Source organism: Runella aurantiaca (assembly GCF_003339505.1).
GTDB lineage: Bacteria > Bacteroidota > Bacteroidia > Cytophagales > Spirosomataceae > Runella > Runella aurantiaca.
Window position 1 is genome coordinate 1 of sequence record NZ_QPIW01000013.1, and the last position, 15,532, is coordinate 15,532.

The 15,532-nt window shown below is 45.6% G+C and carries 10 protein-coding genes; 7 read left to right on the top strand and 3 right to left on the bottom strand.

The features are described from left to right. Positions 1-243: 243 nt before the first annotated feature. The 5 genes from DVG78_RS16080 (at position 244) to DVG78_RS16100 (ending at position 8,688) form a co-directional block, all read left to right on the top strand. The gene (locus DVG78_RS16080; RefSeq protein ID WP_114462090.1) at positions 244-1,233 is read left to right on the top strand and encodes a hypothetical protein; all 990 of its coding nucleotides are present in this window, start codon (positions 244-246) and stop codon (positions 1,231-1,233) included. A gap of 230 nt (positions 1,234-1,463) precedes the next feature. Beyond that, complete coding sequence (locus DVG78_RS16085) at positions 1,464-3,674, top strand: hypothetical protein (RefSeq protein WP_114462091.1); 2,211 nt, start codon at positions 1,464-1,466, stop codon at positions 3,672-3,674. Between the two features lie 17 nt (positions 3,675-3,691). Next, positions 3,692-5,920, top strand: a complete 2,229-nt coding sequence (locus DVG78_RS16090) for a hypothetical protein (protein WP_114462092.1) — start codon at positions 3,692-3,694, stop codon at positions 5,918-5,920. A 56-nt stretch (positions 5,921-5,976) separates the two neighbouring features. Next, a complete protein-coding gene (locus tag DVG78_RS16095) occupies positions 5,977-7,425 on the top strand; it encodes a DUF3748 domain-containing protein (protein ID WP_114462093.1) in 1,449 nt (482 codons plus the stop codon). A 69-nt stretch (positions 7,426-7,494) separates the two neighbouring features. Further along, the gene (locus tag DVG78_RS16100) at positions 7,495-8,688 is read left to right on the top strand and encodes an alpha/beta hydrolase family protein (RefSeq protein ID WP_114462094.1); all 1,194 of its coding nucleotides are present in this window, start codon (positions 7,495-7,497) and stop codon (positions 8,686-8,688) included. An 84-nt stretch (positions 8,689-8,772) separates the two neighbouring features. Here the strand turns inward: DVG78_RS16100 and DVG78_RS16105 are convergent, their stop codons facing one another. Beyond that, a complete protein-coding gene (locus tag DVG78_RS16105; protein WP_114462095.1) occupies positions 8,773-10,041 on the bottom strand; it encodes a DUF349 domain-containing protein in 1,269 nt (422 codons plus the stop codon). A gap of 154 nt (positions 10,042-10,195) precedes the next feature. On the opposite strand from DVG78_RS16105, the gene ettA reads away from it, so the two are divergent. Next, complete coding sequence (gene ettA, locus DVG78_RS16110) at positions 10,196-11,866, top strand: energy-dependent translational throttle protein EttA (RefSeq protein ID WP_114462096.1); 1,671 nt, start codon at positions 10,196-10,198, stop codon at positions 11,864-11,866. Between the two features lie 82 nt (positions 11,867-11,948). On the opposite strand, the gene DVG78_RS16115 is transcribed toward ettA, so the two are convergent. Both DVG78_RS16115 and DVG78_RS16120 read right to left on the bottom strand, forming a co-directional pair. Continuing rightward, positions 11,949-12,875 carry a M23 family metallopeptidase gene (locus DVG78_RS16115; protein WP_114462097.1) on the bottom strand — a complete coding sequence of 309 codons (927 nt, stop codon included), beginning with the start codon at positions 12,873-12,875 and terminating at the stop codon, positions 11,949-11,951. A 48-nt stretch (positions 12,876-12,923) separates the two neighbouring features. Then, complete coding sequence (locus DVG78_RS16120; protein WP_114462098.1) at positions 12,924-13,940, bottom strand: SDR family NAD(P)-dependent oxidoreductase; 1,017 nt, start codon at positions 13,938-13,940, stop codon at positions 12,924-12,926. Between the two features lie 278 nt (positions 13,941-14,218). Here DVG78_RS16120 and DVG78_RS16125 point away from each other — a divergent pair, with 278 nt between their 5' ends. Then, the gene (locus DVG78_RS16125) at positions 14,219-15,490 is read left to right on the top strand and encodes a DUF937 domain-containing protein (protein WP_114462099.1); all 1,272 of its coding nucleotides are present in this window, start codon (positions 14,219-14,221) and stop codon (positions 15,488-15,490) included. Positions 15,491-15,532: the final 42 nt, after the last annotated feature.

Here is a 15,532-nt window from a genome sequence, read left to right on the forward strand (position 1 = left end):
ATTTTTTGAAGCAATTTAATAACTTCGTCCCTAATGATTTTTTTCATTCTTAAAGGCTGGTTTGATGCTTGGTCGCTTCAAAATTCAGCCTTTTTGTTTTACATAGCAATTATCTTCGGGTACAGTACTTAATTCTTTCTTTGATAACATTAATGCCAATAAAGTCAATAAAAAATTGACCAGTTCTAAGGAGTTAGTAGAGCACTTTTTAGAGTCTCTAAAAAAAGACTTTACTTTATAACCATGCTTAGTATCTGTGATGGCTTGAGGTTTTCTTATATCCCTGGTATAAATGAAATAAATTATAAGCTTCCAGAAGGCTTAAATTCTTGGTTATCATCAGGAAAGATGTATTTACCTGCTAGTGATATTATTGATAACCAATTCACAATTTCAACTTATGAATATTTAGACTTTTTAACTCCTTTTGTTTACGAAATAAATAGGCTATCGTGTGCTTCACTAGAAACAATAAATAATATTACAAAAGATAACATATCTCCTAAATTTTTAGGGTGGCTACTTGTTAAATATTACTATTCAGCTTTTTTTTCTGCTCATTCTATTTTAAGAATATGCGGACATGGAATCCTAAATGTTGACCCTAATTCTCTAAATCAAATTAAACGGTTAGCAAACAACTATGGTTATAATTCATCGAATATTAGCTCTGGCTTATACTGTATAGAAATTAATCAACTTAATAATAAATATAAATTTTATAAAGATGATAAATACGACAATAGTCATGAAGGTCTTTGGTTAAGATTTTTACATTTTTTAAATCAGACCTCTCCCCTAATATATAATCATCTACCCTCATATGATGCTTATGAAATTATCAGTAAATTAGATGAATTAGTAACTGCAATTACAAATAATGGTGCTATTAAAGGAAATTGGTTATCAAAAATAAGAAATTTAATAAATTATAGCCATGCATATAATGTATGGTACCCATACAAAGGATATAGCAAAGAATTAGACAATATTTTTACTTATCAAAGTTTGTGCAAGGGAAACCCTTTAAATATAGAATTAGAGTCTTTTAAGAGAAAAGATCTTTTATATTTTGTGCGAACTTGTCAGTTGATTAACTCTATAAACTTTGGTCTTCTTAAAGATTTAAAAGATCGGCATCCACAAAATAAGTCTTTTGTATTAAAAGGTATTATAGGCTATCATAATTTATATAATAAAACTTCTGAATTTAATACTGGCTTAATTCATTAAACTTACCGCAGCCGCTCGCGTCCCGCGAGTGACGACTATTATCAGGCCTCCAGCCTCTGTTATGATTGTAAGGCCTGAGGCCTGTGAATACCGGTCACTCGCTAGAAGCGAGCGACTGCCCCCATTTTTCTCCCTCCCAAATAGCCCTAACGCCTGCATACAGCGTACTATAAACGTAAATTCGATTCGCAGAATCATTCTGTCTTATTCAACACCAATACCCGCATTTTATGAAGTTTCACTTTCTCCTTTTGGGCGCACTGCTGAGTTCGTCCGCGCTGTTTGCTCAAAAACCCAAGCAGCCCGTGCACAAAGACGTTCCTTTTGTGCAGGATTACAGCATCAAATACTATTTTAAAGACGCCACCGAACCGCTCAAAGCCTATACCGACCTCAATGGGGCCATCAAAGTCAGCACCAAATCGGGCCTGTACCAACTGTACGCAGGGCAATTTTTGTATCCTGGCACGTTAGAAAAAGACGTTTCGTACCGTCCCATTGCCGATAAGAAAATCGCCAATTTGGGTTTGTATCAACACCAGTTTGTGATGATTGACGACAAAGCCGTGTTGAGCAACGCATGGGCGGGCAAACTCTTCGCAAAACATTCATTATCAGACGCGTATCTGTTAGTAGGCGGCAAAGATTTCAGCTTTTTGATTTCCAACGGCTCGCAATTGGAATACCTTTCCAAAGAAGGAACGTCGTGGAAAGAGAGCATCAGCAACGGTAAAGTGCTGGATTTGAAGTACGACGCTGGCAGCGATTTGTTTTACGCACTTTCCGAAAACGCCGTTTATTCGGTTTCGGAAAAAGACAAAAAACTGCAAAAAATCTATTCGGCCAATGACCTGACTTGCTTTGAGTTGTTTTCCGGAAAAATTGTGGTCGGCACCAAAAATGGCTACCTCGAATTGGACAAAACGGGCAAGGTCGTTACGCCGCTTCAGCAAAAACTCCCTTGGACGGAGCTGACCTGTATTACAGTCATTGACAATCAGTTGTGGTTTGGCAGTACGATGGGAGCGTTCATGCGCAAGCCCGATGGCAAGTTTAATTACTACGCCTCCGAGCGCTGGATTCCTTCCGACAAGGTGGTTCACATTGCCAAAGGCGACGACAATTCGGTGTTAATCTTGACCGATAAAGGTGTCGGCAAAATCATTTTTACGAAAATGACCTTGCAGGAAAAAGCCGAATTTTACGACAAGCAGGTGCGCACCCGCCACATTCGCAACGGTTTCAACGGCACGTTGGCTCGAATGAAAAACGGCAATTTGGCCACGGGTACATTACAAGATTCCGACAACGACGGCCTTTGGACTTCGATGTATTTGGGCGGCGAGATTTTCCGCTACGCGGCCACCAAAGACCCCAAAGCATTGCAACATTGCCGCGAATCGCTGGATGCGATGGAACGTTTGTACACCATCAACGAAGTGCCGGGCTTTCCGTCGCGGTCATTTGAGCGCACAGGTTATAAATACGAAGACAAGCCGTGGCGTCGCACCTCCGACCCCGAATGGGATTGGAAATCAACCACGAGCAGCGACGAGGTCATTGGGCACATTTTCGCCTTCGGGGCCATGGCCGAATTGATTGAGGACAAAGACCTCAAATCGCGCTCCATTGCGCTGATTGATACCCTGATGAGTCACATTGTCAAAAATGATATGTACTTGGTGGACTGGGACGGCAAGCCTACGCTGTGGGGAAAGTGGCATCCTGATTACGTCAATTCGTTTCCAATTAACGTTGGCGACCGCAAATTGAACTCTTCAAATATCGTGGCCATGCTGCAAACGGCCTATCATTTCACCAAAAAAGAGAAATACAAAACCAAGGCGTTTGAACTGATGAAAAAACACGGGTACTACGAAAACCTGATGCGCCCCATGAAAACCATCGGACAAGCACCCGGCAACGCCAGTGATTGGAGCAAGATGCTCTCTGGCGATTGGAATCACTCCGACGACGAAATGTATTACATGGGCTACTGGGGCCTGTACCGCTACGCCTTCAACGACACGCTCAAGGCCAATTACAAAAAAGCCATCGTGGACCATTGGCAGTATGAGCGCCCCGAAAAAGACGGACTTTGGAACATTCTGACGGCCATTACGGGCATTCAGGACTTTGATTTGGAAGAATCTGTGTGGTTTTTGCAGGAATATCCGCTGGACATGATTGATTGGACGGTCAAAAACAGCCACCGCAAAGACATCGAAATGTTGCCGCCGAATTTTATCGAACAACTGACCAAAGAAGTGCTTCCACCCGATGAAGTGGGCATGATTCGCCACAACAACAGCCGTTTTATGCTCGACCGCAACGGGCGCGGAAGCACGGAATTGAGCGCGGGCGATACATGGCTGCTGCCGTACTGGGCAGGGCGGTATTTGGGCGTCATCAGCGGCCCCACAACGGCAACCAAAAAGTAGTTTAACGTTTCCCGTTTATGAACTTTAGAAAGTATTTTTTAGTGTTTCTCAGTGCCGTAGTTTGGAGCAGCATGTCTGTCCAAACTACGGTCAATACCGCTTACCCTGACCGACCGTTTTTGCAAGACCTCAGCGTAAAGCACTATTTACAAGACAGTTCCGTCAAACTTCAAAGGGTTTTTACCGATAAAAACGGCAAAGTACGCATTCTTTCATCGGCGGGAATTTTACAGCCCCACGGCGGACAATTTCAATATCCCGGCACGCTCCGCACCGACCGTTCGTACCTCCCAATGACCGAAAAGAAACTCGTGGATATGGCTGTGTATGAAAAACAGTTTGTGTATTTGGACGACAAAGCCGTATTCAGCAACGCTTGGGCGGGAAATTTGTACGCAAAACACGAGACAGCCAACGCCCGTCTTTTTTGCGCAGGCCCTAATTTTACCTTTCTGGTGTCCAATGGTAAAAACTTGAAAATTATTCAGGATGCTAAAGTCTTGGATGAAAAAATGCTTTCGGACAAGGAAGCCTTAGACATCCGTTTTGATGCGCCCAATAATCGCTTTTTGATTCTCAGCAATCAATCCATTGAAGCTTATTCACTGGCGACCAAAGAACTAAAAACCGTTTTTCAGGGTAAAGATTTTACCTGTTTTGACGTCGCTAACAGTAAGATTTACGTCGGAACCCATAACGGCTATTTCGTGCTTCATGCCGATTCTTTCAAACCCTTGGGCGAGATTCAGCGAAAACTTCCCAGTACCGATTTGACCGCCGTAGCCGTGGTTCATGGGCACGTGTGGTTTGGCTCCACATTGGGCGCGTTCATGCTACGACCCGAGGGAGGTTTTAATTATTATTTTGGTGAACGATGGATTCCTGACAACCGTGTTGTGCATATTTCGGCAGGTGAAGACAAAAACGTAAATATCCTGACCGCCAAAGGATTGGGCGAAATCCATTTTCAATCCATGACACTGTACGACAAAGCCCTCGTGTACGAAAAACAGGTGCGTCAACGACACATACGGTACGGGTTTAATTGCGACGTTTCAACCCTGAAACACGGCGATTTATCCACCTTCGAAATGGGCCAACGCGACAGCGATAATCTCTGGACGTCGATGTATTTGGTCAGCCAATTGTTTCGCTACAAAGTCACGGGCGACAAAGAAGCGCTCGACAATTGCCTCGAATCCTTTGAGGCCATGCAGCGCCTTTTTAGCATTACGGGCATGAAAGGTTATTTTGCGCGGGGGTTTGAGCGCCGAGGTTTCTTCAAATTTAAACCCGAACGTTGGGACGGAGGCATGACCAACGGTTGGGTAAAATCTTCGAATGACGAATGGGATTGGCGCGGCACCACGAGCAGTGACCAAACTGTCGGGCAGATGTTTGCGCTGACCCTTTTGGCCCAAAACATGGAGGGCGAAGTCAAACAAAAAGCCGTGGCAATGATGGACCAACTCATGACCAATATCATCGAAAACGACTGGTATCTGATTGATTTTGACGGGAAACCTACGCTTTGGGGTAAATGGAATCCCGAATACGTCAACGGTTTCCCGAAAAACGTAGGCGACCGAAAACTGTACGCTTCCAACATCATCGGCTTTTTACAAACGGCTTATCATTTCACCAAAAAAGAAATCTACAAACAGAAAGCCTATGAACTGATGCAAAAACATGGCTATCTGGAAAACTTGCTCCGCCCCATGAAAGAACTCGGACAGGTGACTGAAGCGGATGGAAAACTGGCCGCCGAGCTTTCGGAAGAATGGAACCACTCCGACGACGAAATGTATTTTTTGGCTTACTGGTGTCTGTACCCTTACGCCTTCACGCCCGAATTGAAGAAGCAATACGCCGCCGCCATCAAAGAACATTGGGACCTAGAACGCCCCGAAAAAAATGGTTTATGGAACCTCTGCTACGCCATGACGGGGGCCAAAGCATTTGACCAAGCCGAAACCATCTGGTTTTTGAAAGAATTTCCGCTGGATATGATTGAATGGCAGGTCATAAACAGCCACCGCAAAGACATTGAGCCGATTCCTGCTAATTTTCGTGGTCAAACCATTAAGCAGGTTTTGCCGCCCGACGAACGTCCAGAACTAAAACACAATCGAAATCTCTTCAAACTCGACCGCGCCTCCAATGGGCAAAGCGAGTTGAGCGCAGGTGATTCGTTTTTGCTGCCTTACTGGATGGGACGTTATTTGAAAGTAATCAGTGCGCCGTAGTCGCTCGCGTCCCGCGAGTGACTACGGTGTGACTGCCTAAAAGACACAAATAATAAATGACGATTCAACCATTTTTCCAAAATCAGCAGACTTTCCAAGTTTTTAAAAACGGGGACGCCCAGTCTTGGAAAGTCTGCACCCTATTCCTCTCTCTTGCTATGTATTCCTGCAATGATTCTACCTATCTAGCTGAAAAGCAACTCACCCATGACCTAAGTTACAACCACGACTTAGACAACAATGACAATTTCTCACCTGATAACCAATGGCTTGTGTATGACACGCGCACGGAAGAAGGCGGCATTGCAGCGTCGGCTAAAATTGAAAAAGTAAACGTCGAAACGGGCGAAAAGAAAGTATTATATGCACTCCCCAACAACGCGGAATGGGGCCCCGGCGCGGGAGCCGTGAGTTATTCTCCCGTCGATAATTCCGTGGTGTTTATTCACGGATTGATGAGTGTAACCCAAGAAAACCCGTATCAACAATGGCGGCGTACGGGCGTCATTATCAACGATTCGGCTCCCAATGTGCCCGTATTTATGGATGCCCGCGATATTACACCTCCCTATACCAAAGGCGCCTTGCGCGGAGGCACCCACCGCCACGAGTGGAGCGGCGACGGGCAGTGGATTGGCTATACCTACAACGACGCGGTTCTGAAGGCATTGGAAGACAAAACGGGCGCAAAACACAACTTACGCACCATCGGTGTTTCCAAAAGAAACATACCCGTAAAATTGGAGAAAGACGCGCAAGGAGACAATGTTTCGGGCGAGTGGTTCAGTGCTTTGGTCGTTCGGGTAACGCCCAATCCCAAACCCGCTTCGGACGAAATCAGCCATGCGGCGGGGGATAGTTGGGTAGGAACAAAAGGTTATTTAAAACCCGACGGAACACGCCAAATCGCCCGGGCGTTTATCGGAAAAGTGAAAGACAAAAACGGCAAAGAAGTCGATGAAGTATTTATCGTAGATATTCCGAATGACATTACGATTCCCGGCGAATTTGGTCCTTTGGAAGGAACAGATACGACTTTCCCGATGCCCCCCAAAGGCACCGTTCAGCGCCGACTTACTTTTACCGCCGATACGCCGCAAGCGGGTTGTACAGGCATCGTTCGGTCGTCGGCCGATGGGAGTATGTTGGCTTTTTTAGCAAAAGATGCGCAGGGAATTCAACAGATTTTCACCATTTCGCCCCAAGGCGGCAATCCTGTTCAAGTCACGTTTCACGACAAAAACGTAGAAGGCAGCGTGCGTTGGCATCCCCGTGGAAATCAGATTAGCTACGTTTGGGAAGGCAGCATTGTTTTGTGTAAAATCGGCAGCGAGCCTTTCGAAAATCGGTTTCAGGTATTGACAAAACCAACAAATCCATCGCCATCCAATCTGGTTTGGTCGCACGATGGTGCTGTCCTTGCTTTCAATAGAATCATTGAAGACGCAAAAGCGGGCAAATCCAAGCAAATTTTCGTTATTAAGCCGTCAAATGTTGGAAATTAGAGGCAACTTTCGGGGCTGTTTATGCGTTTAGTTTAAGATTATAAACCAACGTTTATTGCCCAATATCGCATGAAATCTACCCAAAAACGCTTTTACGCTCTTTTCCTTGTCTTGGTTGTATTGGTCAGCGGTTGTAACAGAAACGCCACTGACCTCATTCCTGAAGACCAATATTTGGTCAGCAGCACCCTTATCGGCGAATTCACCAAGGAACAATTGGCCCAACGTATCACTTCTGGTGACCCTAGCCTTGCGGGCATCGCCCCTTTCCTTCAGAATGGCATCAAGGTCTACAAACTGGTTTACAAAACGAAAAACACCGACGGCAAAGAAATTCAGGCATCGGGGGCCTTTTTATTCCCTGTAAAATCAGGAGCAACGCCCATGATCAGCGTCCAACATGGCACCATTCGCAACGACCAAGAAGCTCCCTCTTACTTTGCCACCAATAGCGAAGCCAACATTGCGGGTTCTTTGTTTGCCGCTTTAGGATATATTATTGCGTATCCCGATTACATCGGTTTTGGGGCTTCCAATAACGTTCCTCACCCGTACGAGCACCGCGAAAGTCTCGCTTCGGCGTCATTGGATATGATACGCGCTTCCAAGGAATTCATCCGTCAGCAGAGTATCGCTTGGGATGAGCGCCTGTACATTGCGGGCTATTCGGCGGGAGGATACGCCACCATGTCGTTGCAAAAGAAAATTGAAGAAGAAACGGGCACCGAGTTCAACCTGCGAGCCTCCAGTTGCGGCGCAGGTGCTTATGACAAAACCGCCTTTATGAAGTACTTAATCAGTACAAAAACGGGCGGCACGGTCAATTACAACCAGCTTTATGTATGGGTTACCCTAACTTACGACCGCATTTATAACATCAACCGGCCTTTAACGCAATACTTTAAGGAACCGTGGGCTGGCTTGATACAGACCGACAAAGAAAAAGCCAATGTAAACGTTAGTTTCAACACCATTTTTACGGATGCTTTTGCCAAAGGAATTGCGGACGGGACCGACACTGGATTTTTGAATGCCGTCAAAGACAACGACGTGTATGATTGGAAGCCAAAAACGCCCACTCGCCTCTACCACGGAGATGCCGACCAGTTGGTGTTTTATTTCAACTCCGTCAACGCCCTCAATGCGATGAAAGCACGGGGAGCTACCAACGTATCCCTCATCACCCTCAAAGGCAAAGACCACGCCACGGCCGTTCAGGATTTTCTTTTGGGTACGTATGAGTTTTTCTCCTCAACCCAATAAAAAAACGCAAAAAAAAGACGCAGAGGAACAAAGCATTCAACTTTGCTCCTCTGCATCTTTGCGTGAGTCAATTTTTTACAAATACTACTTCATCTGCGCCTTAAACTCTTCTAAAATTTTCTCCTTCATCGTTATTTTACGACGCTGAATATTGATTTTGCCCATCATCTGGCGTTCAGCTTCGGGGTCGGGCGGCATGTTTTGTGCGCTGGCAATGGTCACTTCCAAATCGGCTTTTTCGCGTTTGATGAGCCATTCCATTTCACGCGTTTTGATATTGAGCTGATCTTCAGGTGAGCGAATCTCAAACGCTGGATACTTGCGTGTGATAACCCGAGCGAGGTAGCTTAATTCAAATATTTTATCGCAGGCCGAACGGAAACGCTCCGCCACCATTTTATCGCCCACGCGGGGTGGAAGACGAATCTCCTTCCATTGGTTAAGCAACACTTTTGCGCGTTCGGAAGCCTGAATAATATCACTTGAGCGGGCCAATTGCTCCGCTTCGCGGCACATTTCACGCTGCTTGGTCACGAGTGGGTTTTCGTAGGTCTGTACCACGATACCTTTGACGCGGTTGTACTTGTCAACGATGCGTTGGTTAGACCGTTTGAATTGCTTGTACAGTTTTGCCGAGCGTTTTACGGGAATGTCGCCTACTTCTTTCCATTCGGCACGAATCTGCCGCAACTGACGACTGGCTTCTTCCACGTCATACATCCGTACCAGCATATCCGACTTGGCAATCAATTCGGTGTAGCGTTCGATACGGTCGGCAATGGTACGATTTTGCTCCGAGAAGAAGTCACGGCGTTGTTGGAAGAAAGTATCCAACAAGGTTTGGAAAGCGCCTTCAATTTCTTCCTGATACTCTTTATCAACGGGGCCAGTACGTATCCATTTGGATTTGATTTCCTGAAGCAGGTCGGTAGCGCCCTGCCAATCGTCCCCGATCACCGTTACGGCCCGGGTTTCATCCAACAAAGCACGTTTGATTTCGAGATTTTTCTCCTGGTTAATTTTGATTAAATCTTCGAGTACCGTTTCAAGCTTATCCAACCGTTCTAGCAACGGAATAAAATCTCCCAATCCGTCAAAACTGAGCAATTTTTTACGAAGTTGTACCAGTTTGGTCAGGTAAGAGCCCTTGTTTTGGGCTTCTTCAACGTCATGTTCGAGTTGTTCTACTTTTCCGGAAGCAATATTGAAGCGGTTTTTGAAATAATCAATGGCTTCCTGTTCTGTTCGTTTTACTTCGCCGATTTGGCGATCCGGGTTACCTAAATACCCTTTTAAGAATACCTTGCCGTCTTTGACATAGCCGTATTCGTCCATTAAGGTGGCGTTTTCCATTGCAATCTTACTTTTTTATCTGCTTTAAAGGTTTTGGTGGGTGTAAAGTTAAACGTTCGGGCTTAAATGTAATCACAAAAAACCCATTTACCTGTCCTGTTTAACAATTAACTCCTAATTTTAACGATATTTGCCTCCACAAAATAAGCAAAAAATGAGTAACGAAACTATTATTTTCTCAATGTCGGGGGTAAGTAAAGTAATCCCCCCCAACCGACAGATTATTAAAAACATCTACTTATCCTTTTTCTACGGTGCCAAGATAGGCGTTTTGGGTTTAAATGGTGCGGGAAAATCCACTCTTCTCCGCATTATTGCGGGTGTAGACAAAAATTATACCGGAGAGGTAGTTTTCTCCCCGGGATATTCCGTCGGAATGCTCGACCAAGAACCCCAATTTGACCCCACCAAAACCGTTCTGGAAGTAGTACAGGAAGGAACGCAAGAAGTGGTCGATTTATTGAAAGAATTTGATCAAATTAATGAAGCATTTGGTGACCCCGATGCCGATTTTGACAAACTGCTCGAACGCCAAGGAGAAGTTCAGGAAAAACTCGACACCCTCGACGCCTGGGATTTGGACAGCAAACTCGAACGCGCCATGGATGCCCTCCGTTGCCCACCGCAAGATGCCCTCATTGCCAATCTATCGGGCGGTGAAAAACGCCGCGTGGCTCTCTGCCGTTTGTTGCTCAAAAAACCCGATGTACTTCTGCTCGACGAACCTACCAACCACTTGGATGCTGAGTCGGTGTTGTGGTTGGAAGAGCACCTCCGCCAATACGAGGGAACGGTCATTGCCGTGACCCACGACCGCTATTTTCTGGACAATGTGGCCGGTTGGATTCTCGAACTAGACCGTGGCGAGGGAATTCCGTGGAAAGGGAATTATTCTTCATGGTTGGAACAAAAACAAAATCGGTTAGCCAAAGAAGAAAAGCAGGAATCAAAACGCCAAAAATCCCTGCAACGCGAACTTGAATGGGTACGAATGGCTCCCAAAGCACGTCAGTCAAAATCGAAAGCCCGTTTGAGCGCCTACGAAAAACTGCTCGACGAAGACGGCAAACAGAAAGAAGAAAGATTGGAACTTTATATCCCTTCTGGACCGCGTCTGGGCAACAAAGTGATTGAAATGGAGGGCGTTTCGAAAGCCTACGGCGACAAATTATTGTTTGAAAACCTGACCTTCTCCCTCCCTCCCGCTGGGATTGTGGGCATCATCGGGCCAAACGGTGCGGGTAAATCCACCCTCTTTAAACTCATAACGGGGCAGGAAAAACCCGACAAAGGAACCATCACCATCGGCGACACGGTCCAAATCGCCTACGCCGACCAAGAACATAATCAACTGGAGGCTGGCAAAACGGTGTTTCAGCAAATTTCGGAAGGCAACGAATGGATTATCTTGGGCGGAAAGCAGTCCAACGCCCGGGCGTATGTGAGCCGTTTTAACTTTTCGGGCAGCGATCAGGAAAAGAAAATCGGCAACCTCTCCGGGGGCGAGCGCAACCGCGTTCACTTGGCCATGATGCTCAAAGAAGGCGGAAACGTATTGCTACTAGACGAACCAACCAACGACCTGGACATCAACACCTTACGCGCGCTGGAAGAAGGTCTTGAAAATTTTGCAGGCTGTGCGGTCATCATCTCCCACGACCGTTGGTTCTTGGACCGACTTTGTACGCACATTCTGGCTTTTGAAGGCGACTCTCAAGTATATTGGTTTGAAGGAAACTTCTCTGATTACGAAGAAAACCGCCGCAAGCGTCTCGGCACCGACGCCACTCCGACACGTATAAAATACAAAAAATTGATGGCCTAAAGATTCTGCACTTCCCGAAAGTTTAACGAAAATTTGTAGCTTTCGGGAAGTGTAAAACAAAGTTCTGTCAGCACTTTTGTTTTTATTCTTTCGCTCCTTTCCACTTTTTCAATTCGCGCTTCGACATTTCCTGCGTCACAATGCTTTCTGGGAAATCAGACGTGTAAAAAGCCCCCTGTTGAAGAACCACCCCCGCAGGATGCGTCGTGGTATAGAAAGTAGGAACTAAGTAGGTGAAAGAATGGGCTTCGGTAAAAGCCTTTGCTTTGTCTAAATAGTAAACCGTAAATTGCGCAAGCGTATTTCCTTCAAAAGTATCGTCCGCCACAATCCCAAGCGGCTGTCCTGCTTCCACTGATTGGCCAGGTTTCACCATGATTGTGCCCATTTTGAAGCGATTGTAGCGTCCAAAAGTGCCATCTTGATGAAAGATTTCGACAAAATTGGTATTGGTAGAAAACCAAACCTCTTCTGAGTGCGTCGCAAATTCGTTTTTAATTTCACTAACAACCCCGCGCCGCGCGGCAAAAACGGTATCTCCTTTTTGCATTTGAAAAGACATACCGTAAAAATTAGTCACTTTCTTTCCGCTCAACGCCTCAACAATATTTTGGGTCTGATTGGCTCGATGAGCCTCTTTTTTTGAAAAAGGAAATAAGTAAATAAAAGGTTTGGGCGGTTTGTTGAGCAAGCGCCCTTTTAAAGTTTTGTAACCGAATTGAAAGGAAATGCCTTGGTTAGCCTGCGAAGGTTTAATGGTAAATAAGCTCCCATTGCCCGACGAAACAGAGCTTAAATAAGGCAATACACATGAGCAACTTCCTCCCTGCAAACTCGTAAACTCCACTCTCACGGCGTAGTCGCAGTAATTGGGGTTTTTGTATTGGAACGTATATTCCTTCTTGGTCTCGTCTCTGGTGTAGGTTATTTCAATCGGATTAGATTGGCTAAAAGTCTGCGTGATTGACCAATTGCTTAAAAAAATCAGGATTAAAAGTGTCCGTTGCATAAGAATGAAGAGAGATTGTTTAGTAGATACCGTTACATTTTAAGATTGCTATTTTGTCAGAAACGCGCACACTCGCCTTACGGTTTCATCCAATGTTTTGTAATTAACGCCCAGATTTTTTTTAATTTTTTGCCCGTCATAAACAAGTTTGGTTCGGGCCGTTTTGGCCGTTTCTTTGGTAATAAGCGGTTTGCTACCCGTGAGCCACGAGCGCAGTGCTTCCACCCGCCAGATGGTCTCAGCCATGAAAAAAGATACCGCTTTTGAAGGCGGTTGTTTACCAAAAGCCACGGCTATTTTGGTAAACAACTCCCGATACGTCACGTGGCCAGCGCTCAGGATGTAGCGTTCATTTTTGATGTCCGACAACAACAGTTTTACAATCGCCTCGGCTACATCTTCCACGTCTATGTAGTTGATTAGTCCTTCGGTGTAGTATTTTTTTTCGTCGTATACATATTTAAACAACTGCGTGCTGCTGCGTTGCCAATCGCCTTCCCCCAATACCATGCTTGGATTGACCACGACCGCCGCCAGTCCCTCCGCCACTCCCCGCCACACTTCCAGTTCGGCCAAATACTTGCTTTTGCCATAGTTTGAATTCAGCGGTGATTCTTCCCATTTTTGGTTTTCATCAATCACGGTCACATCTCCCGGGGCTACTTTATTGGGGTCGGGCCTACCCAATGCGGCCACGGAACTAACAAAGGCCAGCTTTTTGATTCCTTCTTCCAACGCCGCATTGACCACGTTGGCGGTTCCGTTTACATTTATATCGTACATTCGGGTACGGTCGCGGGGAATAAAAGACACAATTGCGGCGGTATGAATGGCATACGTCACTCCCGCAAAAGCTGCTTCGAGTGATAGTACGTCCAACACATCCCCTTCAATCCATTCAATCCTCTCCTGAATGTCTTTCACTAAACGCATATCGCTGTCGGGGCGTTTTATCCCCCTAACACGATAGCCCTCCTTCAACAAACGGCGCGCCACGGCACTGCCGATAAGGCCATTTGTTCCCGTTACAAATACAATCGGATTAGAATCAGTTACGTGTTTCAAGTATCAATCAGTTTGGTTATTTTTAGTAGCGCAAAGGTAAAGAATCTAGTTCCACATCAGCCTATCTTTCTCAGGATTGACGAAGGGTTTCGTAAGAATACGCAAAAACTGTCAGCTCCAGTCTGTGAGACTGTCTACTATTTTAAGTAACTTTCCGCCCATTTTCAGAAAGAGAACAAAAGCAAGGTCTAAAAACATCGTGGCAATTTTAACAGTTTCAGCCGTTTCATTCGTTTTTACCCTTACACTCTAACCAATTAATTAACTGATTTTTTATAATGAACTTTTTTGCATCATTGAAAGAGGCTTTGACTGAGGGGGTGATAAGTCAAATTGCAGCACAAAAACTAGAAAAACCCGAGAAGATACAAAAGATTTTTGATGCGTTGGGCGTCTCTCTTGTGGGTGGATTAATCAAACGGGTGACTACGGAATCCGGCATGAAGCTCGTATACAACCAAGCGCAGAAAATTGAATTTGGCCCCGAAAATATTGAACGTATTTTAAAAAATGAGGCTGAATTTGAAAAGCTGAAAGCCGTTGGAGAAAAAGACTTAAATACGGTGCTGCCTGGTCTCAAAAGTGCCATCAGTAGTATGGTGTCCAAATATGCGGGAACCCAAAATTCGTTGGTTGCCTCACTTTGCGGCGTAGCCATGCCCATCGTGATGTCGGTCATTAAACAAAAAATAACCGAGAAAAAACTGGATGCTGAGTCGCTCGCCGCTTACATGGGCGATCAACGCGAAGAAATGCTCACCGTACTTCCCGATTTGAATGACAAGCTGATTGAAACAATGGGTATCCAGTACCTGTTGCAGAACTTTTCGGTTCCACGTACCGAAGAATCAGGCGTGGTATCCAGAGGGGCCGGCACCGAGAAAGGAAGCGCGTCTCAGCCTTTTTTGGTAGGCGTAGACATGCAACAACAAGCTGACTATCAGCCTTATCTAAAGTGGTTTGGCATCGGAGCGTTGGTCATTGGGGCCATTGCGGCGGGGATTTATTTCTGGAATCAGCGCCAGACTGCGTTGGAGAATAGTACTTCTGAAACCGACTCTACCATGATTGAGGCCCGAACCATTCAGGAGCCGCCCGTTACCCAAGATTCGGTTGTTAAAGATACGACGACGGCCGTAGCCACGGCTACTCCCCCAGCAACGGCCACGGCAAATCCCATGTCGGCTTACCTCGAAAACGCTACCGCACCGGCAGGAAAAGTATTTAAGTTTGATAATGTAGACTTCGAAGATAATACCACGCAACTGAAAGCAGAGGCCAATGCACCCATCGCAGCTTTGGCTGATTTGCTCAAAAAATACCCCAACGCGCAGGTGAAATTGGTAGGTTATGCCAATGATGCCAAGCAGCCAGTGACCAACAAAGTGCTATCGGTCAAACGGGTTTTTGCGATTAAAGACATATTAATTAAATCGGGAATCAGTTATATCCGTATTGATGCCGAAGGGCGTGGCACGGGTATAAGCAAAGACAGTGCGCCAGGGCAAAAGCCATTGCGTGAGATTTATGTGCGTTTCGTGAAAAAATAATCGAACGACAAGCCAAAAAAAATGGAGAAGCGTATGTTCGTT

Excerpts from the sequence above, each read along its gene's own strand:
- DVG78_RS16125 (WP_114462099.1), top strand. The coding sequence starts at position 14,219 with ATGAACTTTTTTGCATCATTGAAAGAGGCTTTGACTGAGGGGGTGATA.
- DVG78_RS16105 (WP_114462095.1), bottom strand. The coding sequence starts at position 10,041 with ATGGAAAACGCCACCTTAATGGACGAATACGGCTATGTCAAAGACGGC.
- DVG78_RS16090 (WP_114462092.1), top strand. The coding sequence starts at position 3,692 with ATGAACTTTAGAAAGTATTTTTTAGTGTTTCTCAGTGCCGTAGTTTGG.
- DVG78_RS16080 (WP_114462090.1), top strand. The coding sequence starts at position 244 with ATGCTTAGTATCTGTGATGGCTTGAGGTTTTCTTATATCCCTGGTATA.
- DVG78_RS16115 (WP_114462097.1), bottom strand. The coding sequence starts at position 12,875 with ATGCAACGGACACTTTTAATCCTGATTTTTTTAAGCAATTGGTCAATC.
- ettA (WP_114462096.1), top strand. The coding sequence starts at position 10,196 with ATGAGTAACGAAACTATTATTTTCTCAATGTCGGGGGTAAGTAAAGTA.
- DVG78_RS16085 (WP_114462091.1), top strand. The coding sequence starts at position 1,464 with ATGAAGTTTCACTTTCTCCTTTTGGGCGCACTGCTGAGTTCGTCCGCG.
- DVG78_RS16100 (WP_114462094.1), top strand. The coding sequence starts at position 7,495 with ATGAAATCTACCCAAAAACGCTTTTACGCTCTTTTCCTTGTCTTGGTT.
- DVG78_RS16095 (WP_114462093.1), top strand. The coding sequence starts at position 5,977 with ATGACGATTCAACCATTTTTCCAAAATCAGCAGACTTTCCAAGTTTTT.